Origin of the sequence: Herbaspirillum aquaticum (genome assembly GCF_002213425.1) — a bacterium.
In the GTDB taxonomy this organism is placed as follows: Bacteria; Pseudomonadota; Gammaproteobacteria; order Burkholderiales; family Burkholderiaceae_D; genus Herbaspirillum; species Herbaspirillum aquaticum.
Window position 1 is genome coordinate 18,679 of sequence record NZ_NJGV01000001.1, and the last position, 23,676, is coordinate 42,354.

The following is a 23,676-nucleotide window of genomic DNA, read 5'->3' on the forward strand; positions in this document are numbered from 1 at the left end:
AGAAGCGAAGGAATTCCCACATGAATCTTCATCAATTCCGTTTCGTTCGTGAAGCGGTACGGCAGAACTTCAACCTCACGGAGGCCGCCAAGGCCCTGTACACCTCGCAGCCAGGCGTTTCCAAGGCCATCATCGAGCTGGAGGAAGAACTGGGCGTGGACATCTTCACCCGCCACGGCAAGCGGATTCGCGGCCTGACCGAGCCGGGCCGGGCGGTACTGCGCTCGGTGGAACTGATCATGCAGGAAGTGGATGGCCTGAAGCGCATCGGCAAGGAATTCGCTGCCCACGACAGCGGCAGTTTCACCATCGCCACCACCCACACCCAGGCGCGCTATGCGCTGCCCAAGGTGGTGCAGGCCTTCACCCAAAAGTATCCGAAAGTGCATCTTTCTTTACTCCAGGGCAACCCCAAGCAGATCACCGAGATGGTGCGCAACGACCAGGCGGACATTGCCATTGCCACCGAGGCACTGGCCTCAGGCGAGGGCCTGGTCTCGCTGCCTTGCTACCAGTGGGAGCACGTGGTGGTGGTGCCGCCGGATCACCCCTTGCTGCAGTCCAAGAGCCTCACGCTCGAAGAGATCGCCGGCAATCCGCTCATTACCTATGACTCCGCCTTCAGCGGCCGCAGCAAGATCGATCATGCCTTCTCGCTGCGCCACCTGAAGCCGGACGTGGTGCTCGAAGCCATCGATGCCGACGTCATCAAGACCTATGTGGAGTTGGGCATGGGCGTGGGCATCATTGCCGGCATCGCCTTCGATGCCGAGCGTGACCGTGGCCTGCGCGCCATTCCGGCCGGCCACCTGTTCGGCACCAATGTCTCGCGCGTGGCCTTGAAGCAAGGCGCTTATTTGCGAGGATATGTCTATACCTTCATCGAATTGCTGGCCCCGACCCTCAATCGCAAGCTCATTGCGCAGGTCATGGAAGGCGAGAAGGACATGTATGAACTTTAAGTCCCGGCGCCGGGCAGCGCGCCAGGCCTGAAGCAAAACGGCCGGATCCTTGCAGATCCGGCCGTTTGCATTTGCAGCTGTTGGCGCGAGCCTTATGCCACTGCCGTGCGCTCCAGGTCGCGGCAGCCATCGAGCAGGAAGGACAAGCCCACCACCAGCACCAGTTCACCTTCGGCCGAACGGGCCGTGCCGGTGATGCCGGCGGTGTGGATGGCGGTCAGCGGCTTGATCACCAGGTCGGCCGTGCCTTCCACCGATTCCACGCCCAGGATGTAGGGGTGCGGAACCGCCATGACGATACCCACGCGCTCATTGCCCGGCTCGTAGCCCAGCACGCCGGCCAGCGAATTGACCGGCAGTGGCCGGCCCTGGTCGCGCAGCACCGGGGCGCCGCCGACTTCGTCGAAGGTCTCGGGCAGTTCGACCACGCGCTCCACCACCGCCATGGGCAGGGCCAACGGGGCACCGGCACAGCGCACCAGCATGGTCGGGATGATCGACAGTTCGATGGGCAGGCGGATCGAGAACTTGGTCCCCTTGCCAATCGTGGATTCGATGCGGATGGTGCCGCGATGCTTTTCCACCGCCGTCTTGACCACGTCCATGCCCACGCCGCGCCCGGAGACGCTGGAAGCCACTTCCTTGGTCGAGAATCCGGGCAGGAACACCAGCTGCAAGGCTTCATCCGCGGTCAGCGCCTGGTGCTCGTTGATCAGGCCCTTGGCCAGCGCCTTGCTGCGCAGCATGTCAGGGTCCATGCCCTTGCCGTCATCGAAGACTTCGATCATCACGCTGCTGCCGGCCTGCCAGGCGTTGAGCGAGATGGTGGCCTTGTTGGGCTTGCCGGCGGCGGCGCGGTCCACTTCGATGCCGTGGTCCAGCGAGTTGCGCAGCATGTGCACCAGCGGGTCGTAGAGGCTGTCCACCACCACGCGGTCGACTTCGGTTTCGGCACCGGTGATGACCAGGTCCACGTCCTTGCCCAGGTCCTTGGCCAGTTCACGGACCAGTCGGGGGAATTTCTGGAACAGGCGGCCCACCGGCTGCATGCGCGTGGACAGCGTGGCGCGTTGCAGTTCGCTGGAGTAGCGCGAGGCGCGGCCCAGGGTTTCGGCCAGGGTCGACATCAGTGCTGCCGCAGTCCCTTCGAACTTGAACTGCTGCAGCTTTTCCAGCAGCACGGCAGCCTGGTTGGCGGCCTGCACCGATTCGCCGGCCACTTCCAGCAGGGCGTCCAGCTTGACGGCATCGATACGGATGCTTTCTTCCTTGGCCCCGCCAGGGGAGTCGGTGGCGCGGCGATTCTGCTGGACCGGGGCGGCGGCCTTGGGCTCGCCATCGGCGGCAGCGGCAGGAGCGGCAGCGGGCGCCGCCGCAGGCGCGGCCGGGGCAGCGCTGGCGCTGCTCTCGGCGGCAGCCGGTGCAGCCACGGCAGCACCGGGCACCAGCGCCTGATACAGCGCGGGCCAGTCCAGTTCGCCATTCTTCATCACGCTGGCACTGCCATCGACGCTGGCTGCCGCAGCGGGGGCTGCTGCCACCGGCTCGGCCGCGGGTGCCGCTGCCGCCGGGGCAGGTGCAGCCGCGGCGGGTGCCGGCGCTTCGCTCTTGCCTTCGATGGCCTGGGTCAGGATGTCTTTCAGTTCCGCCGGCATCGAGGCCAGGCTGTCGGGCGCGGCGCCGTTGGACAATTCGTTCAACTGGTCGGCCACGAAGCCGCTGGCCTGCAGCGCAGCTTCGATGGCCAGCGGCGTGACCGGGGCCTTGCCGGTGCGCAGCGCATCGAACAGGTTTTCGGTCAGGTGGCAGGCCGACACCATGGCCGGCAGGTTCACGAACCCGGCGCCACCCTTGATGGTGTGGAATGCGCGGAAGACCGCGTTGAGGATTTCAAGGTCATCAGGATGTCGTTCCAGCGTCAGCAAGTGCTCTTCCACGTTGGTGGCGAGCTCCAACGCTTCAACGACAAAATCCTTGAGCATTTCGTCATCCATTAGAACCCCAGGCTATCGAGTAAGTCGTCCACATCGTCCTGACCCATGGCCGTGCCGCCGACGGAAGGGCCATTCATCAGGGTGACCGGTTTGTCGGCATCGATCTGTGCCTTGACTTCCGGCGGTGCATTGTCGCGCAGCAACTGCGCCAGTTCACGCTCGGCACTGGCGGTAATGGCCACGATCTTCTTGATCAGCTGGCCGGTGATGTCCTGGAAATCCTGGGCCATCATGATTTCCAGCATGCGTGCCTTTTCGGCTTCGGTCGATTCCAGCACCGCGTTGGAAAACTGCTGCGAGTCGCCGGCCAGCGCCTTGAATTCGTCGATGCTCATCTGGCCGGCATAGAGCTTGGTCCAGCGGGCGTTGATGTCCTTGGCTTGTTCCTGCAGGCGGTCCTGGGCAGGCATGCCCGAATCCAGGGCATTGAGCACCTTGTTGGCGGCCTGCTCGGTGAGGGTGGCGATGTGTTCCAGGCGGCTCTGGGCGTCCCCGATCTGTTCGGCCACGTCGGTGAGCGAACGATCGTAGCCCAGCTCGCGCATGGAGTCGTGCAGCAGGCGCACGATACCGCCCAGGCGTTCATACATGGGCTTGTCGCTCTGGTCCTCCTGCTCGCCCGCAGCCGCTTCGTCGGTGCCGGCGGCGGTGGCCGCAGCAGCCGGCTCGGCGGTCATGCCCGGTAGCGTCTGCGAGGAAATTTCGTCAAACAATGCTTCCAGATCAACGTCGTCGCTCATGATTACTGATTCTCCCAACAAAGGTGTGCGCTCGTCGGCGCACTGCTGTGCAAAGTTGCCCGTAGGCGGATCTAATGCGTCGTTCCGGGAGGCACAGCCACCACCACTTCCCCGATATCAGACTGATATCGGCAGCCAGAGGCAGTCTCTGAAGGCCCGCAGACCACGACAACGTTCAGGATGACAGGTGAGGCCGGCCGACCACGCAAGGGTCCCCCGGTCGACGATGCCATGGCGCCGAGTATAGGACCGCTTGCCGCTATCTCATCGGCCAAACAGCGAGTGAAATCCCCCATTTGTTTCCATTTTTCCGCCCCGGCACAGGATGGAAACCACGGTTCAAATGTTTTTCGATAAAAAAATCGAATTTGTTCTATATAAAAGCACTGAGGATGAATTCTATCCGTCTTTTTCCTGAAAGCAATTGCGGCTATCCCGCTTGTGCTGATTTACATCATCCGGGGCGTTCGGCTTGTGGCCGCTACGCTGCACGCCTACAATGGCGCGTTTTTGGTGCCCGCCGGCGTGTCCGCGCCGGCAGTTAAACGGGAAACACGCGCCTGTCCCCTGTGTAAAGCAGCAGGTCCGGCCAAGGTGTACTGCCCCCGCAACGGTAACCAGGTGCCGGCGACGATGCGCTGCGTCTCGCCGGCAAGACGCTCTTCCACGCCACTGTGTTTTTGCGCGAACCTTCACTTCGCCACATGGGAAGGCCGAGAGTCATGCCTGCAGTCCGGAGACCGGCCAGAACAGGAGGAGGCTGCACAGTCAACGCTGGTGCGGTTTTCCGTTGATTGCAGCCTGCGGGGAGGCAGGCTGCACCTATCTATTGCTTACATTTTCATGCATATCGCTTATTTCCAGGCCCGCTGCCGCGGTCCTCGCCCCCGTTTTGCCCTGCGTACCACCGGCGCGCTGGTCCTCTCGGTCGTCGCCGCCGCCAGCCAGGCTGCCGATGCCGATGTGCCCCTGTCGGCCGTGGTGGTGTCAGCCTCGCGCTTTCCCAACGACCCGGCGTTTCCCCCGGTGGCGGCCACTGTCATCACCGCCGAGCAGATCCGCGATGCGGGTATCGACAACGCCAACGAAGCCATCCGCAAGCTGGGCGGCGTCTATGGGCGCCAGAGCCTGTCCGGCCCGCGCGACTTCCCGCTGGACCTGCGCGGCTTCGGGCCCAATGGCGACCAGAACATGGTGGTACTGGTCGATGGCGTGCGCATTTCCGAAAACGAATTGAGTACGCCCCTGTTGTCGGCCATTCCCATCGAGACCATCGAGCGCATCGAGATCGTGCGCGGCGGCAGCAGCGTGCTTTATGGCAGCGGCGCCACCGGCGGCACCATCCAGATCATCACGCGGCGCCCGCAGGCCAATGCGGTGCGCGGCACCTTCGTCGGCGAAGTCGGCAGCAATGGCCAGCGCGCCGGCCGGGCAGCGGTATCGCGCGGCTGGGACAACATGTCCATCGACGCCAGCTATGCCAAGTCGCATGCCGACAACTGGCGCGACAACAGCAAGTCCAATCAGGAAAACCTCAGCACCACCGTGCAATGGTTCGCCAGCGACTGGCGCTTCGGCCTGCGCGCCAACCTCGCGCGCTCTGATTTCGGCCTGCCCGGCAGCCTCACGCAAGCCCAATACGAGGCCAATGCGCGCCAGACCAGCAAGCCGCTGGACCATGGCTCCTATGACAATGACAGCATCACTGCCTTCCTGGAGCGCCGCTTCGGCAGCTTCGACGTGGCGGCCGAGCTGTCGCATCGCGAGAAGATTTCGCGCTCCACCTATGTGAGCAGCGGCTCCACGGCGCAAGCCAATATCCGGACCACCCAGTTTTCGCCGCGCCTGCGCCATGTGATCGACAGCGGCGCGTGGAAGAACGAGGCCATTGCCGGGGTGGACCTGGCCGAATGGAGTTCGGCCACCAATGCCAGCTATGGCAACAGCGATGCCTCCCAGCATTCGAAGGCGCTGTACCTGCGCGATGAAATCGAGTTTGACCGCAACGCCCGCCTCGCGGGTGGCGTGCGCCGCGAGCAGTTCACCCAGCAGAGCGTTTCCGGCGCCTATGGCCGCAACAGCGCGGTCAACGCCTGGGACCTGCAGGCCAGCTATGCGCCGTTGCCGCTGCTGCGCGGTTTCGTCAAGACCGGCCAGAGTTTCCGCCTGGCGACCGCCGACGAGAACGGCTTTACCGCCTTGCCCAGCGGCGCGGTCCTCAAACCGCAGCGTTCGCATGACCTGGAACTGGGCGCGACCTTGGGCAATACGGCGCGCCAGGTGACGCTGCGCTGGTTCCGCCATCGCGTGCGCGACGAACTGTATTACGACCCGACCGCCAATGGCGGCTTCGGGGCCAACAGCAACCTGGCCCCGACCCGTCACCAGGGCGTGGAGCTGGAAGCGCGCGTGCAGCTGACCGGGACGCTCGGCTGGAATGCCACCTACCAGCACATCGACGCCCGTTTCGACCAGGGCGACAACAGCGGCAAGCAGCTTGCGCTGGTGCCGGCCAATACGCTGTCGACGCGCCTGAACTGGAAGTCGGGCCCGCAGAGTGCCGACGTGGGCGCACGCTGGGTGGACCGCCAGCGCATGGGCAACGACTTTGCCAACACCTGCGCGCGCATGCCGTCCTTCACGACCTTCGATGCCCGCTATGCGGTGCGGGTGAGCGCCTGGGAATTTGCCGTGACCGGCACCAATCTGGCCGACCGCAAGTATTACTCGCAGGCCTATGACTGCAGCGGCGGTTCGGTCTCCGGCATCTACCCGGAAGACGGACGGGCAGTAAAATTCACCGCCCGCTACGACTTCTGATCCTCACCTGACCCTGCCACCGATGCGACGTTACCTGCCCGTGCTGTGCACCTTGCTGCTGCTGTCCCTGCTGGCCTTGTCGGCGGCGGTGCTGTGCGGCAGCACGGGCTGTTTGCGTGTCTCGGCCTCGGCCGACAACGTGGCGCTGCTGCTGTCGCTGCGCGTGCCGCGCGCGCTGACTGCCTTTGCGGTGGGCGGCGCGCTGGCCTTGTCGGGGGCGCTGATGCAGGTGCTGTTGCGCAATCCGTTGGCCGATCCTTATGTGCTGGGGCTGTCCGGGGGATCGGCCGCCGGCGCCTTGCTGGCCATGCTGGCGGCACTGCGGCTGGGATGGCCCTTGCAGGCGGTGACGGCGCCGGGCGCTCTGCTGGGCGCCGCGCTGGCCATGCTCCTGCTGTTCGGACTGGTGCGTTCCTCGCTGCGGCATCTGGCGATGTCGCCCTTGCTCTCCAGCCAGCGCCTGTTGTTGACCGGCGTGATGCTGGCTGCAGGGTTTGGCGCCGTCATTTCCCTGGCCTTGTCCATCGCACCGGATGCGCAGTTGCGCGGCATGGTGTTCTGGCTCATTGGCGACCTCGATGATGCACGGCTGCTGCCCTTGGCGGCGCTGGTGCTGCTGCTGGCGCTGCTGTGGAGCTGGCGCCATGCAGCTTCGTTGAACCTGCTCGCGCGCGGCGACGCTTTCGCGCAATTGCTGGGTGTGCCGGTGCGGCGGCTGCGGGTGATGCTGCTGTGCGTAGCGGCAGCCTGTACCGCCTGTGCAGTGGCCATGGCCGGGACCATCGGCTTTGTCGGGCTGGTAGTGCCGCATGGTCTGCGGCTGCTGCTGGGCAATGACCAGCGCCTGCTGTTGCCGGCGTGCGTGCTGGCAGGCGGGGCGATGCTGAGCCTGGCGGACCTGCTGGCGCGCACGGTGGTGGCGCCCATCCAGCTGCCGGTGGGCGTGATCACGGCGCTGGTGGGGGTACCTCTTTTCCTGTGGCTGCTGGCGAGGAGCCGCCTGTGATGCCAACTCCTCCTGTGCTCTTGCAGGCGCGCCAGCTGACCTTGCGCGCCGGGTCGCGGGCGCTTCTGCAAGGCTTGGACTGGCGTGTGCAGGCCGGGGAATTCTGGTGCGTGCTCGGGCGCAACGGCATCGGCAAGAGCACCCTGTTGCACGCAGTGGCCGGCTTGCATCCGTTTGAGGGGGAAGTGCTGCTGCAGGGGCAAGCCTTGTCGGCCTTCTCACCTCTGCAACTGGCGCTGCGGCGCGGGCTGGTGCTGCAGCACCAGCAGGATGCGTTTTCCCTGCCAGTGCTGGAGGCCGTCATGGCAGGCCGCTTTGCCCATGGCGACGGTTGGGGTGGCCCCGGCGCCCACCTCGGCCTGGCGCGGGAAGCGCTGGAGCAGGTCGGCCTGGGCCATCTTGGCACCCAGGATGTCCTGCGCCTCTCAGGCGGGGAGCGTCAACGCGTGGCGCTGGCAACCTTGCTGGTGCAATCGCCGGCGCTGTACCTGCTGGACGAACCGACCTCCCATCAGGACATCGCCGCGCAGTTGCAAGTCATGCAATTGCTGCAAGGCCTGGCGCAGCAGGGCAAGGCGGTGGTGACCAGTTGTCATGACATCAACCTGGCGCGGCGCTTTGCCTCTCATATCTTGCTGCTTGATGGCACGAGCGCTAACGCCGGCAATGTCGAAACCGTCATGCAGCCGGCTCTCCTCGCCGCGGCCTTCGGCTGTCGGTTTGAGCAGATCGACAGCCAGCACGGGGTGGTCTTCGTGGCGAGGTAGGGCGCGCCGCAACGCCGCAGCATTTGTCATTTACTTCATGTTCTCACCGGGCGATATGTTGTATTTGTACAAAATGCCTCGAAAATTCAACGTCAATCTCTTTACTGATATTTACGTATTCTCATCTCCCGATATAATTGCCGCCGGGGAAAACCCTGAAGAAGTTCTGACAATTATCAAGGGAAATCAGGAATGAAAAAGAATATCGCAGCAGCAATCGCAGCAATGATGGCCGCCGGTTCGGTGGCTGCCCAGACCGTCGACAGCGGTGTGTACATCGGCCTGGAAGGCGGCATCGCCTCCATCAGCGCCATCGCTACCCCGACCAATGGCGTGAAGACCTCCGAGACCAACGAAGCCGCTGCCCTGCGTGCACTGGTCGGTTATCAGATCAACAAGAACTTCGCGGTCGAACTGGGCTACTTCGCGACCGACGATTTCAAGCAAGACGGTACCGACCGTGCTCGTACCGTGCGTTACAACCTGAAGGCTGATGTCAAGGGCGCCGATCTGTCCGTGATCTACAAGTTCACCGAATTCGTGCCGGGCCTGTACTTGAAGGCGGGTGCTACCCATTCCAAGGTTTCCGTGAGCCTGAACCAGCCGGCCGGCAACAGCAGCGGTTCCGTGACCGGTACCGGTTACCTGTTCGGCCTGGGCTATGAGTTCGCCGTGGCGCAGAACGTCGGTATCAACGTCGGCTACACCCGCTTCGAAAAGCTGGGTGGCGAAAGCGAAAACAAGATGAATCTGTACTCGGCTGGCGTGAAGTACAAGTTCTAAGATTGACCTGCAGTTTTGCGGGTCTTGAAATCCCTCCCTTGTGGAGGGATTTTTTTTGCCCGTGCAATTTGATGACGATCTGTTTTCCCGTTGCAGGTCGGGCAGGCTTTTCCCATTGGGCTATGAGTATGACGTGACCAAAAGCGTCAGCCTCAACGGCGGTTATACTCGCTACCAGAGCCTGGGCGGCAATTCCAAAGCTGACGTCAATCTGTTCAGCTTGGGCCTGAAATATCGCTTCTAAGTCCTTCATTCCGGCGCCGCGCATCCCTCCTGGTGAGGGATGTTTTCATTGTGCGCGTATTGCTTGCCGCGCCTGGTCCAACTTCCCGCACACTTCCTGGGCCGCCTCCAGTACCCGTGGCCCGGCGCGGTTCAGCCAATCCGCATTGACGGTATGAAGCTGCCCGTCGCGCACGGCACGCAGGCGTGGAAAGGCTTTCCAGCGCTCCAGCGGCTGGTCGCGCGCGTCGCCCGCCGTGAGGATCACTTGGGGATCCGCTGCCACGACCGCTTCCACACTGACCGTGGGCGCCAGTTGCGGCAGGTCGGCGAAGATGTTGCGGCCGCCGCACAGGCGCAGTACGGAGGAGACCATGTGCTGGCCGTTGAGCGTCATCAGCGGTTGGCTCCAGATCTGATAGAACACGCTCACCGGCGTACGGCCGCGATATTGCGTTTCCAGCTGCTGCCAACGCGCACGGAAGGCGCTCGCCGCTCCTTGCGCAGTGGCTTCGGTACCGGCCAGCTGGCCGAGACGTTCCAGCGAAGAAGCGATCATGCCGAAATCGGCCGGCTGGCTCTCGAAGACGGGAATGCCCAGGCTGCGCAGGCGCGCCAGTTGCAGGGGTTTGTTGCCGCTGTGCCAGGCCACGATGAGATCGGGCTTGAGGCTGGCGATGCGCTCCAGGTCGAGCGCGTTGTAGCCGCCCAGGTTGGGCAGCCGTGCAGCTTGTGGGGGATAGTCGCTGTGATTGCTGGCGCCGACGATCTGTTCGCCCGCGCCGGCCGCGTACAGCAGTTCGGTGACATGCGGCGCCAGGCTGACGATGCGGCGCGCGGGCTGGGGCAGGGTGACGTTCTGGCCCAGGTCATCCTGGACGGTGATGCTCGCCTGGGCCGCGCCGGCGGCCAGCAGTCCGGTGAAGAACAGCAGCCTGGCCGCCAGCGCAGGCATGGATCAGATTTCCAGGTTGTCGATCAGGCGCGTGGCGCCCAGCTTGGCGGCCGACAGCACCACCAGCGGTGCGCCTTGCTCCATGTCCGCAGCCGACGGCGGCTGCAGGTCGATACGCTTGCGCACGGCCACGTAGTCCGGCTGCCAGCCACGGCCGGCCAGGCGTTCCATGGCCAGTTGCTCGACCAGGGCGACGTTGTGCTGGCCGCCGCGCACTTCGTTGGCGACGTCGTTGAGCACCTTGTAGAGCAGCGGCGCTTCGGCGCGTTCTTCCGCCGACAGGTAGCCGTTGCGCGAAGATAGCGCCAGGCCGTCTTCGGCGCGGTAGGTTTCGGCGCCGACGATTTCAGTAGGCAGGGCGAACTGGCGCGCCATGTTGCGCACGATCATGAGCTGCTGGTAATCCTTCTTGCCGAACACGGCCACGCGCGGTTGCACGCAGGAAAACAATTTCATCACCACGGTGGAGACGCCGGTGAAGAAGCCCGGGCGGAATTCGCCCTCCAGGATGTTGCCCAGGTCATTGGGCGGCTGCACGCGGTATTCCTGCGGTTCCGGGTACATGTCCTTTTCGGTCGGGGCGAAGAGCACGTAGACGCCTTCCTTTTCCAGCTTCTCGACGTCGGCCTGGAAGGTACGGGGATACTTGTCGAAGTCCTCGTTGGGGCCGAACTGCAAGCGGTTCACGAAGATCGAGGCGACCACCGGGTCGCCATGGGTACGCGCCAGGCGCATCAGGGACAGATGGCCCTCGTGCAGGTTGCCCATGGTGGCCACGAAGGCGGTGCGCAACTGGCCGCGCAGGTGGTCGCGGAGTTCTTCGATGGAGGAAATGATTTTCATGCGGATTCTCTGGTTGCGGGCGGACCGTCGCGTGGCTTGTCGCTCAAGCCTGCGCGGCCCGGCCCCGGTTGCCGGTCGGCTGCGCCCGCTCAGCTGGGCGAGTACGACAGTCTGACATAGATGGGCGCGAAGGCTTCGGCCTGGGTCATTTCGATGAGCGTTTCCTTGGCCAGTTCAAGCAGGGCGATGAAGTTGACCACCACCACCGGTACCCCGCGCGAGGGATCGAAGAGGTCCGAGAACTCGACGAAACGCGCCGACTGCAGGCGCCGCAAGATGCCCGTCATATGCTCGCGCACGGACAATTCTTCGCGGCTGATGTGGTGATGCTGGGTCAGCTTGGCGCGCTTCAAGATATCGGCCCAGACCGCCTTGAGGTCATCGATGTCGACCTCGGGCCAGCGCGTGACCACGGTCTGCTCGATGTGGACCTGGGTGCGCACGTAGTCGCGGCCGACCTGCGGCAACTGGTCCAGCTCCTGGGCGGCCAGCTTGATCTGTTCATATTCCAGCAGGCGGCGTACCAGCTCGGCGCGCGGATCTTCCGGCTCCTCGCCGGGCTCGGCCTTCTTGGCCGGCAGCAGCATGCGCGACTTGATTTCGATGAGCATGGCGGCCATCAGCAGGTACTCGGCGGCCAGTTCCAGGTTCTGCTTGCGGATCTGCTCGACGTACTCCAGGTATTGCGCGGTGACCTGCGCCAGCGGGATGTCGAGGATGTTGAAGTTCTGCTTGCGGATCAGGTAGAGCAGCAGGTCCAGCGGACCCTGGAAGGCTTCCAGGAAGACCTCCAGCGCATCCGGCGGGATGTAGAGGTCATTGGGCAGCTGGAACAGCGGTTCGCCGTACAGGCGCGCCAACGCCACGCCGTCAATCACGTCGGGCGTGGTGTCCTGCTGGCCTGCGGGGGTGATGTCGATGGCGTCGGCGCTGGGTTCCGCGCCGGGCTGGCCGGCGGGGTCGGCGCCACCTGCTTGAACCGTCATGCGAACAGCTTAGTGGCTCTGGTAGACGTAGGGCTGCTGGGCCACGCGCGAAGCCTTGTCACGGGCGGACTTGTCCAGGTCCAGCGGTTCCTTGTCCCACAGCAGGGCGCGGCCGGCGCGTTGGGACTCTTCCAGCTTCGGGTTCTTCGTCTTCAGTTCGTCGATGAACTGGGTGATTTCAGATACGTAGGTGGTCTTTTTTCCGAAGAGCATGATATTTTCAGGCCAAATGTTACACAGAAGCCGTATTTTACCTTGTCTTCATCAGGGATAATCAATTACCTATGCGTGAACCCATCTTCACCCGCCTGCGTCGCCACGCCGGTCATTTCGGCGCTTTGCTTGCTGCTTTGGCCCTGTTTGGCTGCGACCGCAACGGCAATCCCATCGAGGAGTTCGGATTGGACAAGCTGCAAAAGGGTGTTTCCAGCGAAGCCGACGTGCGCGGCGTGATGGGCCAGCCCGATACCGTCTGGGAAGACGGTGGCGGCGCCAGGACCCTGGAATATCCCAAGGGGCCGGAAGGCATCCGGACCTGGATGTTCCGCATCGGGGCTTCCGGCACCTTGATCGATTACACGCAGGTGCTGACCCAGGAGCATTTCGACACTATCCGTCCAGGCATGACTACCGAGCAGATCCGCCGCGAATTTGGCCGGCCGCGCAGCGTAGTGCAGTTCGCCCGCAAGAACGAGGAAGTGTGGGACTGGAAGTATCACTACGTGCACGAGGACCGGCTCTTCAACGTGCATTTCGACATCACGACCAAGCAAGTCGTGCGTACCTCGATTTCGGAAATCTCGGGCCACTAGGGCCTGTTCCCTTCGCCGCTAAAAACAGTAGTGCCGGGCAGAGATGCCATTGCTCATTCGTACCGGCTTGCTGCTCTTCTCCCTCGAATACCCCGCCTCCTCATGGCCTGAAAGTCAGCCCATCTAACAGATTCGGTTGAATGCAGGTTAGCGCTCGTCATTTTCCAATTCCAATGTCAGCGTCAGCAGTTCCTCTTCTGCCTTTTTGAGGCTCGCACATCCTTCTGTGAGCTGTCCTGCCTATTCCCAATTGAGGTACGCAATCAAAGAAGAAATAACGTGCAGTAAAACATCATCTCGAACTCCTTCGTTAATTGATGCTCGGTTTGAGTCAAGTACTTGCTTCAATGGTTGTCGAAGTTAAAGTGGCCCGCTCAAGGCATCCAGTCAGGGTAGTAACGATGACGTCGCGGAATGCCGGCACGGTAATCGTGGTGATCATAGAAAGCTGCTATTCAAATCTTCGAGGACAAGTGCGCAATGGCATCAAGCAAAAGGAGGCGGCGAGTTGTTGTCACTGCCATGGGCTGTCTGAATGCTTTCGGATACGGTATCGAGCGGACCTGGTCAGCGTTGAGACAGGGGCACTCGGCGATCGCGCCAATTACTCGATTCGATGTTACGGAGTTCCGTACCAAGGTCGCTGCAGAGATCAGTGAAGAACAAATGTTGTTACTTCCCCTTGAACACGAGGTCGTGCATTTGTCGCGTAACGCGCAGTTTTCTGTGGCGGCAGCAGCGGAACTGATCCATGCACAGCATTGGGATCACGATTGGCCGCGATCAGCGATAGGGATTTGCCTGGGTAGTGGCCTTGGTGGAATGTACGTCAGCGAAGAGGCACTTGCTGCCCTTCAGCGAACAGGTCCTCGTGGTGTTAGTCCGTTGACCGTGCCATACGTCGATCCCAATGCCATTGTCAGCCGGGTGGCGGCGATGTGGGGATTGAAGGGGCCGCAACTGACCGTTTCAACCGCGTGTTCTTCCAGCGCCCATGCCATTGGTACAGCAATGGACATGATCAGGAGTGGTCGTTGCGATGCCGTGTTGACTGGTGGCGTAGAGGCAACGATGTCGCCATTGATCTATTCCGGATTTGACCGGTTACGGGCGATGTCAACGAGAAACGCCATGCCCGATACTGCCTGTCGACCATTCTCAGACGATCGTGACGGGTTTGTAATGGGAGAGGGCGCAGCCATGTTTTTGCTGGAAGAAGCGTCGTGCGCTCTTTCACGTGGTGCGAGGATTTATGCGGAATTGATGGGCTATGGGGCCTCTGGCGGCGCATATCACCAAGTCGCCCCTTTGCCGGATGGCTCGGACTTGGTGATGGCGATGCGCAAGGCCTTGGAGGATGCAAATATCCAGCCGCACGAGGTGGATCTGATCAATCCCCATGGTACCGGTACAAGGCTCAATGACGAAGCGGAACTGCGTGCTCTTCGTATCGTGTTTCAGCAAGCACTGGATGAAATCTTCCTCACACCGACCAAGCAATTGACAGGACATCTTCTGGGTGCATCCGGCGCACTGGAGTCATTGCATGTGATCAAGTCTATTCAGGAATCGATCATCACGCCCAGGGCTACCTTCTGTTTCAGTTTGATAGCGGTGCCTAAAGGATATATATGTCATTGCCATATGGTCGAAATTCAAGTCGTTTTTCAATTCTGGTGTTGTCCTGCGGTCTCGCTAGCGCATGTGCAGCGCCGAGTTTTAAGTTTCGCGACCCAGGTTTAGGGCTCTCTGGATTGGCTCAAGCCAAAGCGCGCGATCGCTGTGATGGAAAGATTGGCTAGCGGCAGTTACCAATTGGACGGCATGGAGCTTGCCGGCGCGAGCGAGCCACAGCTGGCCAGGATACGCAATGAGCGATTGGGCTTCATTTTTCAATTGTTCAATCTCGTCCCGCGCATTCCCGCGATCAGGAACGTGGAGCTTCCATTGATTTACGCTGGCATTGATGCCAGGCGTCGTGCCGAGATGGCTGGTCAGATGCTGGAACGGGTGGGCCTGAGCGATCGTGCTCAGCATTCCCCCTCCAAGCTCTCGGGTGGGCAACAACAGCGGGTGGCCATTGCCCGGGCCTTGGTCAACGGTCCTGGTATCCTGATCGCAGATGAACCTACCGGCAGTTTGGATTCGGCCGCCAGCGCCGGCGTCATGGAGCTGTTCTTGAGCCTGAATCGCCAAGGTATCACCATCGTCATGGTGACGCACGAGCAAGAGGTCGCCAGCTTGGCAAGCCGTATCGTTCGGTTGCGGGATGGTCGTCTGGAACGAGAGGAACTTGCGCGATGAGCCGCTTCTTTCTCTCTTGGCGATTCTTGAGGGATGGACTTGAGCAAGCCGCCATCGCCCTGGCGGACAATCGGCTGCGTAGCTGCTTAAGTGTTCTGGGGGTGGCTGTCGGCGTTGCCGCCGTGATGGCGGTGGGGACAATCAGCCAAGGTGGCCGTCGCCTCATCTTTGAAGAATTGGAGACGTTCGGCTTGCGTTCGGTCTGGGTGTTTCGCGTCAACGAGGACAAGAAGCCAGACAGCACCCGCCGCTACGGAACAGGATTCGACAACGTCGACATGGATCTCATGGAGACGTCTTGTTGCGCCTCCGTGAGACGGTTTTCCCCTGTCCTTCAACTCAAAGACCGTCAATTCCTTATCCGTGTTGTCAGCATGTACAGCAACGCGCAGATCATCGGTGTCAATCATCACTACCTGGATATCAATAACGATCGACTCGCGAGCGGGCGGTTCTTCTCTCCGGACGATATCGCCAAGCGACGTAACCTTGCAGTGATCGGTCCTGCCGTCGCAGCGGATCTGTTTGGGTCGGCCCGTGATCCGGTAGGCCATGTGCTGCGCATAGGTGACCGGAAATACACGGTTGTCGGCGTGACCGAAAAAAAGAGCCGTGACTTTCTCTCCAGTATTGGTTCGATCGGCGGGCAAGACAGCAACAATCAAGTCTTGATTCCCTACACTTCCTTGCAGCAACAGCTGGGAAACAAGCTCATCCACTTCATTCACGCCGAGTCCATCACCTTGGATCGCGCTGATGCTGCAGCCTTGGAGTTGACTTCTTTCTTCGAGCGCAGGCACCAGCATCGTTATGCCTACAAGTCCGACACGATGGCCAGGTACATCGCCACGGCAGAAAGGATATTGGACGGTGTGTCGATCATTGGATTGGTGGCCGCCTCCCTGTGCTTGCTGGTCGGGGGATTGGGCATCATGAATGTGGTTAGCACCTCGGTCTTGGAGCGTACTCGCGAAATCGGTCTGCGCAAGGCCGTAGGTGCCACCGAGCAACATATCTTGTTCCAGTTCCTGATGGAATCGGTCCTGATCAGCACGCTCGGTGGTCTGCTAGGTTTGCTGGCAGGTACGCTCATTGGTGTCGGACTCGCGTGGCTGACGGCGTTTCCATTGACGCCGTCGTGGCAGATGGCGCTGTTAGGGCTCATGGTATCCATCGTGGTCGGATTGTTGTCCGGATTCATTCCGGCCAAGCGCGCAGCGCGATTGCGTCCAGTATTGGCATTACGTTATGAATAGAAAACTGATCAACTCTCTAGTGGGCGGATGCATCGTTCTCACTGTCGCCTCCGCATCAGCTGATCCGGTGGAACAGCCGCTTCCCTCTTCGTTTGAAGAGGCGCTTCGCTTTGCGTTGTCCTCGCGCGATGAGGTGGCGATCGAGGATCTCAATGTCGTGCGTTCCAGAGCTCGCGTTGCTGAGGCCAAGGGGGCTTTTTCCCCCTCTCTTGATTATTCTTCTCAGATGCAACGAGTGCGCTCTTACGATGAATTCTCTGGACTGGAAGTCAATGGAAAACTGAACAATACGAATATTCCAATTCAGGTGAAGAGTACGACGCCAGCTTACCAACTAGGATCGGCACTTGAGTTGAGCTATAGAATTTATTCGGGCGGGGCGCGTACGGCACGAGTGGATGAGGCCGAGGCAGAGATGTCAAACGCGAGGGCGCATCAGGGTGTCGCGCGAAAGAAGGTTGCGCAGGAAGTGTCATCAGCTTATTGGGGGATGCAGAAAGCGCAATTGGCGTTGGAACGGGCCGATCAGAAGCTAGTACTTGCTCGTGCGGAATCCGACGAATTTACGATGCGCTTGCAGAAGCGCCTGGTTGCTCCCGTTGATCGGGAACTCAAGCTCTTGGCTGTGCAGAAAGCTGAAGTCGAGCAACGTAATGCCTCACACAATTTGCATGATGCCCGGTCTCGATATGTTCTTTCACTGGGGCTGGTGCCAGGAAGATCCTTGCAAGCCAGGATGCCACCTGTATCTGAACAGGCTGGCTTGCTGAGCGTGCAGTCTCTCTTTGAAGCCCTTGACTTGGTTCAGGATAGTCAAAGCAGGACGATACTGTCCGAGATGGAGGCTGCCAAAGCGCGCGTTGAATATGCCAAATCCGATTATCGTCCTTCCGTGGATTTGGTGGCCCGCTACGCTGGACTCGGTCGTGCGGATACTGGCTTGGGCGGAGCCTATGACGGGTTCGGTCGGGATAAGGCCAGTCTCGCAATTCAGTTGCGCTGGAATATCTTTGATGGCGGGCAGAAGGACCAGCGCGTCGTGCAAGCTGTGGCGGTCTACAATCAGGCCCGTATCCGATTGGAGAAGCTCCGGCGTGATGGCGAAATGGAGTGGCAAGAAGCGCTGTCGAGGCAGGCGGAAGCCGTAGAGGCCATCAGGTTGGCAAATGAACAGTTGGCGTTGGCCAATACCCAGTTACGCATTGCTCAACAGCGATTCGTAGCTCAAGCCATCTCGGCCACGCAATTGACGGCAGCGCGGTTCGCTGTCCATGATGCCAAGGTCACCATCGCAATTTCAGAGATCGATCATCTGTTGGCGCAGGTTGCAGTCCAACTTGCTCGTACGAGCCGCTGATTTGAAGCTGATCCCTTCAGCGTATCCCCGCCCGCATGAACGACTGCACGAACTGCCGCTGGAATAGCAGGAACGCGAGCAGCAAAGGCGCAGAAGTCATCAGCGTAGCCGCCGTGATGATGGACCAGTCCACCCCCTGGTCGGTGGAGGAGAATACCTGCAGCCCCACCGTCAGCGGGCGCGATTCCACCGAATTGGTCACGATCAGCGGCCACAGGAAGTTGTTCCAGTGGGTGCTCACCGAGACCAGCCCGAAAGCGATATAGATCGGCCTGGCCAGCGGCACATACACCTGCATCAGGATCTGCCAGGCTGATGCTCCTTCGACGGTGGCGGCTTCATCCAGCTCGCGCGGCACCGTTTTGAAGGTCTGGCGCAGCAGGAAGATGCCGAAGGCCGAGGCGAAGTAGGGCAGGCCGATCGAGAGGATGGTGTCGCGCAGGCCCAGCAGGTTCATGGTCTGGTAGTTCTCCACGATCAGGATGTCGGGCATCACCATCAGTTGCAGCAGTACCAGCATGAACATCACATTGCTGCCCCGAAAAGTGAAGCGGGCAAATGCATACGCGGCCAGGGTGGCCAGTACCAGTTGGGCTGCCAGGATCATCGTCACCAGCAGGAAGGTGTTGAGGAAGTAGCGTGGAAAAGGTGCAGCGTGCCAGGCGTTGGCAAAGTTCTGCAGCGTCAGCGGTGCATCCGGCACGAAGCGGGTGGCGTAGGCGGCCGGATGGAAGGCCGTCCACAGCGCATACAGCAGCGGCAGCAGCCACAGCAGTGCCAGCACCCAGGCGGAGACGGTCTCCAGCGCGCGATGGCGTTCGGCAAAAGGCGAGGTGGGCGCGATCATTGGTAGTGGGTCCTGCGATCAAGTACACGAAACTTCACCAGTGCAATCAGTCCCAAGAGGGCCAGCAGCACTACCGTCAGGGCTGCGGCGTAGGAAGAATCCCAGAAGGCGAAGCCAACTTCATAGATGTAATACAGCAGCAGGGAACTGGCATTGTCCGGTCCGCCCTTGGTCATCACCACGATGTGGTCGACCAGGCGGAAGGCGTTGATGAGCGCATTGATGAGCACGAAGAGCGTGGTGGGCATGAGCAGCGGGAACTGTACGCGCCAGAAGTATTGCCAGCGCGACGCCCCTTCGAGGGCGGCCGCTTCGGCCAGCACCGGCGAGATCTGCTGCAGGGCGGCCAGGTAGAAGATCATGAAGAAACCGGCTTCCTTCCACACCGCCACCACCATCAGCGCCCCCAGCACGGTCTGCGGATTGCCCAGCCAGTTGTGCGAGGGCAGGCCCAGCGCACCGGTGATCTGCTCCAGCAAGCCGTATTGCGGGGTGTAGAAGAACAGCCAGATATTGGCCACCGCGATCATGGGCAGCACGGTCGGCGTGAAATAGGCCAGGCGCAGTACGCTGCGCCCGGCCAGTTTCTCGTTGACCCACAGCGCCATCAGGATGGCCAGGGCAATGGCCAGCGGAATGGTGCCGAGGGCGAACCAGAGGTTGTTGCACAGGGCCTGCCAGAACACCGGATCCTCCGCCATCAGCCGGTAATTCTCCAGCCCGACGAAGACCGCCGGGCGGGCTCCCTTGGGCGTGGAGAAGACGCTGTGCCAGAGCGTGGCCAGCGCCGGGTAATGCGTGAAGGCGATCAGCAGCACCATGGCTGGTGACAGCAGCAGCCAGGGCAGCACGGAGGAGGGCAGGCGTTTCATCGGCAGGCCTTGTGCAACGGAGCGCGCTTAGCGGCCGTAGGCGCGCAGGATGCGCTCGGCTTCGCGCTGGGCATCTTTGAGGGCGGCCTCCGCTGTCTTGGTGCCGGAGAGTGCAGCCTGCAGGTTGTCGTTCAGGGCCTTGGTCACGCGCTGGTTGTCATGGGTGGACAGTTCAGCCACGCCGTACTTCATCTGCTCGCGCGCCACGTCGGCGGCCGGCACTTCCTGCAAATATTTCTTCATTTCCGGGGTATCCCAGGCATCCTGGCGCGGGGCCACATATCCGGTGGCAATGGACCACTGCGCCGCGCGCGCCGGTTCGGTGGCGAAGCGGATGAACTTCATGGCGGCCTGCTGCTCGGCCGGCGAGGTCTTGTTGAAGACGTAGAAGTTGCCGCCGCCGGTGGGGCTGCCAGGATGCTTGATGCCCGGCAGCATGGCCACGCCGAAGGGGAAGCTGGCGTTGGTGCGGATGTTGGTCAGGTTGCCGGTGGTGGTCCAGACCATGGCAGCCTTCTGCTCCAGGAAGTCCTTGGGTGTGGTGCCCCACTCGATGGAGCCGGCCGGCATCACCTTGTCTTTGGTGGTCAGGTCGACCCAGTGCTGCAGGGCCTGCACGGCGCCCGGCTTGTCGAAGTAGGTCTTGGTGCCGGCGCTGTTCATGAGGATCGTGTCATTGGAAGCGGTCATGGCCTGGAACATCCAGTAGCCGAAGCCGGTGGAAGGAATCTTCACACCCCACTGGCTGACGTTGCCGGCGGCATCGCGCTTGGTCAGCTTCTTGGCGGCTTCCACCATCTCGTTCCAGTTGGCCGGGGCTTTCTCCGGGTTCAGGCCGGCTTCCTTGAACAGGGTCTTGTTGTAGTACATCACGATGGTCGAGCGCTGGAAGGGAATGCCCCAGGTCTTGCCGTCGGTCTGGCTGTTTTCCATGAAGCCCTTGTAGAAGCCGTCGATCCACTTCTTGTCCTCGGCGCTGCTGGCCAGGCTGTCGATGGGGACGATGGCGTTCTCGTCGATCAGGGTGAAGAGGTCGGTCGAGAGCAGCACGGCCAGGGTAGGCGGGGTGCCGCCCTTGAAGGCGGTCAGCGCCTTGACGATGCTTTCCTGGTAGGTGCCGGCATAGATGGCCTTGACCTTGATGTCGGGATTGGCCTTCTCGAAATCGGCCACCATGCTGTCGATGGTCTTGGTGACCGCGCCGCCCACGGCGACCGGGTAATAGAAGCTGATCTCGACCGGATTGGCGGCCAGTACCGGCGCACAGAAGGCGGCCGAGACGGCCAGGGCGGCCAGGGACTTGAGGAAGGTTCTACGCATGATGCATCTCCATGAGGTGGATGGGTTGGCTTGCTGCGGAAATCGTCGGGGGGAGGGATCAGGCGCGGCGCAGGCCGCTTTCCTGATCGAAGAAATACTGGTCGCGGGCATCCCAGGCCAGGTGGATCGCTGCGCCTGAGTCGAACCGGTGTTGCCCTGGCGCGCGCACCAGCAGCGAGGCGCTGCCGATGCGGGCGCCGATGATGGTGTCGGCACCGAAGTATTCGACCGTCTCCACCAAGGCGGGCGCGGTGGCCTCGCTGGCACCGGCCAGGCGGATATGTTCAGGGCGCAGCCCGAGTTGCCGCGGTGTCTGGCCGAGCTCGCGCAGCACCACATTGCTGCCGGCGATGGCCAGGCCTTCTACATGGGATTGCAGGGGCAGCAGGTTCATCGGCGGCGTACCGATGAAGCGGGCCGCAAAGGCCGTGGCCGGCTGGGCGTAGAGATCGGCGGGCGCAGCGTCCTGTTCGATACGGCCTTCGCGCAGCAGGATCACCTGGTCGGCCATGCTCATGGCTTCGGTCTGGTCGTGGGTGACGTAGACCATGGTCATGTTCAGCTGCTGCTGCAGGGCACGGATTTCGCGGCGCATTTCCTGGCGCAGCTGCGCGTCGAGGTTGGAGAGCGGCTCATCCATCAGGCACACCGGCGCATCGGCGATGATGGCGCGGCCCAGCGCCACGCGCTGCTGCTGGCCGCCGGAGAGCTGCCCCGGGCGACGTTCCAGCAGGTGCGACAGGCCGAGGATGTCGGCCACGCGCTTCAGGCGTGCTGCGTAGCCGGCACGCGGCTCCTTGCGCACGCGCACACCGAAGAGGATGTTCTCGCGCACGCTCAGGTGCGGGAACAGCGCATACGACTGGAACACCATGGAAATCTTGCGCTGGGCCGGGGGCAGTTGCGTGACGTCGCGTCCGCCGATGTGGATGCTGCCGGAGCTGGGTTTGTCCAGCCCCGCGATCAGGCGCAGGGTGGTCGACTTGCCGCAGCCCGAAGGTCCCAGCAGGACGGTGAACTGCCCCGACTTGACCTCGAAATCGATGTTGCTCACCGCCTGGGCTTGACCCCAGTGCTTGCAGACGCCCTGCAAGGAGATGGCTGCCATGATGGTGTCCTCGTGGAGATGCGATCACGCCGCCGCGCCGCTGCGGATCTGCTCTACCAGCAGGCGCGCGCTCGGTTCGTCGATGATCAGTTCGTTGATGAAGCCGCCGCGCAGCGCGGCCTTGAGGCCCGGCAGCTTGCCGGTGCCGGAAACCACGCACAGCGCATGCGCGGCACGCGTAAAGCACTCCATGTCCGGACCACTGTTGCGGGCATTGAAGGCCACATCGCGCCAGCTGCCATCGGCGCGGAAGAAGACGGTGGCGATGTCGCCGACCAGGCCTTCATCCCGCAGGATCTGGCGTTCTTCTTCACCCAGATAGCCGGCGGTATGGATGTAGCTGCCAGTGGCCTCGGCACCGATGGAGAACAGCAGGATGGAGGCGCGCTCCTGCAGGTCGCGGATGGCCTTGATGCTTTTTTCGCGCCACAGCGCCGTGCGCGTTTCGGGATAGTCGAAGAAGGCCGGCACCGGCAGGTGATGGGCGCGCGCACCGTAGTTCTGGGCAAAGCGCGAGACGATGGATTCGCTGAAGCTGTTGATGAAGCTGGCACCGCTGCCGGAACCATTGAGCGCCACCACATCGACATCGTGCACATGGCGCGGCAGCAGCTGGTCGGCGATCTGCGCCACGGTGGTCCCCCAGGCGAGGCCGATGATGGTGCCGGGGGTGACCAGCGAGTTGACGTAGGCGGCAGCGTGGCAGGTCACCCGCTGCAGGGTTTCCTTGTCGGTCGCGGCCGCAGCCACGGGCACCACCTGGATCGAGCGCAGGCGATAGTGATGGGCAATGGCTGCTTCCAGGCTGCCGGAGACTTGCTGCGGATCGTGGACGCGGATTTCCACCAGGCCACGATCCAGGGCGAAGGACAGCAGGCGCGAGACGGTTGCGCGCGAGGTACCGATTTCATCGGCAATCGCGGCGGTGGTCATGTTCTGGAAGTAGTAGAGCCGCGCTACGCGTACCGCCATGTAGGCAGTTTCCTGTCTATCCCCTTGGGCCATTGTTATTGTGCTTACCAGTGAATGTGAACTTGTGGCGCATGCCCTCGGACTGCCCCCCGGCAGGCCAGGCGGGCTGGGCCTCCTGACAACGTTTTCACGATGGTAGCGAGCGATTGTTACCGCTTGATGAACAAACGTTCCAATTTGCCGCAGAGGCGGCGGGTCAAAAGAAAAGCGACGCACCAGGCGTCGCTTTCAGGGAGGGATCACATGAGCAGAAACATCAGTGCCGCATTACCCGCCGCATCACGATGGGCGGGGCTTCCTGCGGATTGGCACGGGTGTATTCCAGCTCCGGCGCGATCTCGAAGCCGAAGGCCGCATACAGGTCTACCAACTGCGCTTGATCGGTCCGTACCGCCAGCCGCAATTCGCGCACATCAGCCGACTGGGCGCGATGGATCAGGGCTTCCATCAAGTGCTGGGACAGGCGTTCACCCCGGAACGCCGGAGCGATGCCCATGCGGCGGATTTCCCAGACGTCGCTTTCGGTGTCCAGGGGAAGCCAGCGCACCGAGCCGGCTGGCGTCTCGCCGCTGAGCAGGATGAAGGCGCCGCCATGCTGCAAGTCTTCCTGCACATGGTCGGGTGCTTCGCGGTGGCCCGAGGAACTGGGCGCCACCTTGTTGGCCCAGCTGTGACGGGTCAGTTCGGCGATCAGGCTGGCATCTTCCGAGGTGGCTTCACGTATCACCAGGTTCATGACGATCTTTCCTC

22 protein-coding genes and 1 riboswitch are annotated in these 23,676 nt (G+C 62.0%); of the genes, 10 read left to right on the forward strand and 12 right to left on the reverse strand.

What is annotated here, in order from left to right; all coding sequences use genetic code 11:
* The first annotated feature begins 20 nt into the window (after positions 1–20).
* Complete coding sequence (locus tag CEJ45_RS00100) at positions 21–962, forward strand: CysB family HTH-type transcriptional regulator (RefSeq protein ID WP_088753255.1); 942 nt, start codon at positions 21–23, stop codon at positions 960–962.
* A 92-nt stretch (positions 963–1,054) separates the two neighbouring features.
* Here CEJ45_RS00100 and CEJ45_RS00105 read toward each other — a convergent pair whose 3' ends face one another.
* Positions 1,055–2,956: a chemotaxis protein CheA gene (locus CEJ45_RS00105; protein ID WP_088753256.1), complete on the reverse strand. Its 1,902-nt coding sequence runs from the start codon at positions 2,954–2,956 to the stop codon at positions 1,055–1,057.
* On the reverse strand, positions 2,956–3,696 hold the full coding sequence (locus CEJ45_RS00110) for a protein phosphatase CheZ (RefSeq protein WP_088753257.1): 741 nt from the start codon (positions 3,694–3,696) through the stop codon (positions 2,956–2,958). Before CEJ45_RS00110 ends, CEJ45_RS00105 begins: the two co-directional genes overlap by 1 nt.
* A 494-nt stretch (positions 3,697–4,190) precedes the next feature.
* Positions 4,191–4,459: riboswitch (cobalamin riboswitch) on the forward strand.
* Between the two features lie 80 nt (positions 4,460–4,539).
* Here CEJ45_RS00110 and CEJ45_RS00115 point away from each other — a divergent pair.
* From CEJ45_RS00115 to CEJ45_RS00130, 4 genes are all read left to right on the forward strand, one after another.
* A complete protein-coding gene (locus CEJ45_RS00115; protein ID WP_088753258.1) occupies positions 4,540–6,516 on the forward strand; it encodes a TonB-dependent receptor in 1,977 nt (658 codons plus the stop codon).
* Between the two features lie 22 nt (positions 6,517–6,538).
* Entirely contained in the window at positions 6,539–7,522 is a 984-nt protein-coding gene (locus CEJ45_RS00120) for a FecCD family ABC transporter permease (RefSeq protein WP_154134968.1), read from the forward strand.
* On the forward strand, positions 7,522–8,289 hold the full coding sequence (locus CEJ45_RS00125; RefSeq protein ID WP_088753259.1) for an ABC transporter ATP-binding protein: 768 nt from the start codon (positions 7,522–7,524) through the stop codon (positions 8,287–8,289). The genes CEJ45_RS00120 and CEJ45_RS00125 overlap by 1 nt, the downstream gene beginning before the upstream one ends.
* A gap of 192 nt (positions 8,290–8,481) precedes the next feature.
* Positions 8,482–9,072 (forward strand): outer membrane beta-barrel protein, encoded by a 591-nt coding sequence (locus CEJ45_RS00130; RefSeq protein ID WP_088753260.1) that lies wholly within the window; start codon positions 8,482–8,484, stop codon positions 9,070–9,072.
* Between the two features lie 289 nt (positions 9,073–9,361).
* Here CEJ45_RS00130 and CEJ45_RS00135 read toward each other — a convergent pair whose 3' ends face one another.
* From CEJ45_RS00135 to CEJ45_RS00150, 4 genes are all read right to left on the reverse strand, one after another.
* Positions 9,362–10,249, reverse strand: a complete 888-nt coding sequence (locus CEJ45_RS00135) for a cobalamin-binding protein (protein WP_088753261.1) — start codon at positions 10,247–10,249, stop codon at positions 9,362–9,364.
* 3 nt (positions 10,250–10,252) lie between these two features.
* Complete coding sequence (gene panC / locus CEJ45_RS00140) at positions 10,253–11,092, reverse strand: pantoate--beta-alanine ligase (RefSeq protein WP_088753262.1); 840 nt, start codon at positions 11,090–11,092, stop codon at positions 10,253–10,255.
* An 89-nt stretch (positions 11,093–11,181) separates the two neighbouring features.
* Positions 11,182–12,078, reverse strand: a complete 897-nt coding sequence (locus CEJ45_RS00145; RefSeq protein ID WP_088753263.1) for a segregation and condensation protein A — start codon at positions 12,076–12,078, stop codon at positions 11,182–11,184.
* 9 nt (positions 12,079–12,087) lie between these two features.
* Positions 12,088–12,291 carry a DUF3460 family protein gene (locus CEJ45_RS00150; protein ID WP_034337181.1) on the reverse strand — a complete coding sequence of 68 codons (204 nt, stop codon included), beginning with the start codon at positions 12,289–12,291 and terminating at the stop codon, positions 12,088–12,090.
* Positions 12,292–12,362: 71 nt separating this feature from the next.
* On the opposite strand from CEJ45_RS00150, the gene bamE reads away from it, so the two are divergent.
* The 5 genes from bamE to CEJ45_RS00175 all read left to right on the forward strand — a co-directional run bounded on the left by bamE (position 12,363) and on the right by CEJ45_RS00175 (position 17,807).
* Complete coding sequence (gene bamE, locus CEJ45_RS00155; RefSeq protein ID WP_088753264.1) at positions 12,363–12,890, forward strand: outer membrane protein assembly factor BamE domain-containing protein; 528 nt, start codon at positions 12,363–12,365, stop codon at positions 12,888–12,890.
* A gap of 480 nt (positions 12,891–13,370) precedes the next feature.
* Positions 13,371–14,633: a beta-ketoacyl-[acyl-carrier-protein] synthase family protein gene (locus tag CEJ45_RS00160; protein ID WP_088753265.1), complete on the forward strand. Its 1,263-nt coding sequence runs from the start codon at positions 13,371–13,373 to the stop codon at positions 14,631–14,633.
* Between the two features lie 42 nt (positions 14,634–14,675).
* Positions 14,676–15,194, forward strand: a complete 519-nt coding sequence (locus CEJ45_RS00165) for an ABC transporter ATP-binding protein (RefSeq protein ID WP_088753266.1) — start codon at positions 14,676–14,678, stop codon at positions 15,192–15,194.
* Positions 15,191–16,450, forward strand: coding sequence for an ABC transporter permease (locus CEJ45_RS00170; protein WP_088753267.1), 1,260 nt, complete (start codon positions 15,191–15,193; stop codon positions 16,448–16,450). Before CEJ45_RS00165 ends, CEJ45_RS00170 begins: the two co-directional genes overlap by 4 nt.
* On the forward strand, positions 16,443–17,807 hold the full coding sequence (locus CEJ45_RS00175) for a TolC family protein (RefSeq protein WP_088753268.1): 1,365 nt from the start codon (positions 16,443–16,445) through the stop codon (positions 17,805–17,807). The genes CEJ45_RS00170 and CEJ45_RS00175 overlap by 8 nt, the downstream gene beginning before the upstream one ends.
* 16 nt (positions 17,808–17,823) lie before the next feature.
* On the opposite strand, the gene CEJ45_RS00180 is transcribed toward CEJ45_RS00175, so the two are convergent.
* The 6 genes from CEJ45_RS00180 to CEJ45_RS00205 all read right to left on the reverse strand — a co-directional run bounded on the left by CEJ45_RS00180 (position 17,824) and on the right by CEJ45_RS00205 (position 23,662).
* Entirely contained in the window at positions 17,824–18,654 is an 831-nt protein-coding gene (locus CEJ45_RS00180) for a carbohydrate ABC transporter permease (RefSeq protein ID WP_088753269.1), read from the reverse strand.
* Entirely contained in the window at positions 18,651–19,526 is an 876-nt protein-coding gene (locus tag CEJ45_RS00185; protein ID WP_088753270.1) for a carbohydrate ABC transporter permease, read from the reverse strand. Before CEJ45_RS00185 ends, CEJ45_RS00180 begins: the two co-directional genes overlap by 4 nt.
* A 27-nt stretch (positions 19,527–19,553) precedes the next feature.
* A complete protein-coding gene (locus tag CEJ45_RS00190; protein WP_088753271.1) occupies positions 19,554–20,846 on the reverse strand; it encodes an ABC transporter substrate-binding protein in 1,293 nt (430 codons plus the stop codon).
* 58 nt (positions 20,847–20,904) lie between these two features.
* A complete protein-coding gene (locus tag CEJ45_RS00195) occupies positions 20,905–21,954 on the reverse strand; it encodes an ABC transporter ATP-binding protein (RefSeq protein WP_088753272.1) in 1,050 nt (349 codons plus the stop codon).
* A 24-nt stretch (positions 21,955–21,978) separates the two neighbouring features.
* Positions 21,979–22,959 (reverse strand): sugar-binding transcriptional regulator, encoded by a 981-nt coding sequence (locus CEJ45_RS00200; protein WP_088753273.1) that lies wholly within the window; start codon positions 22,957–22,959, stop codon positions 21,979–21,981.
* A gap of 223 nt (positions 22,960–23,182) precedes the next feature.
* Positions 23,183–23,662 carry a GNAT family N-acetyltransferase gene (locus CEJ45_RS00205; RefSeq protein ID WP_013235036.1) on the reverse strand — a complete coding sequence of 160 codons (480 nt, stop codon included), beginning with the start codon at positions 23,660–23,662 and terminating at the stop codon, positions 23,183–23,185.
* Positions 23,663–23,676: the final 14 nt, after the last annotated feature.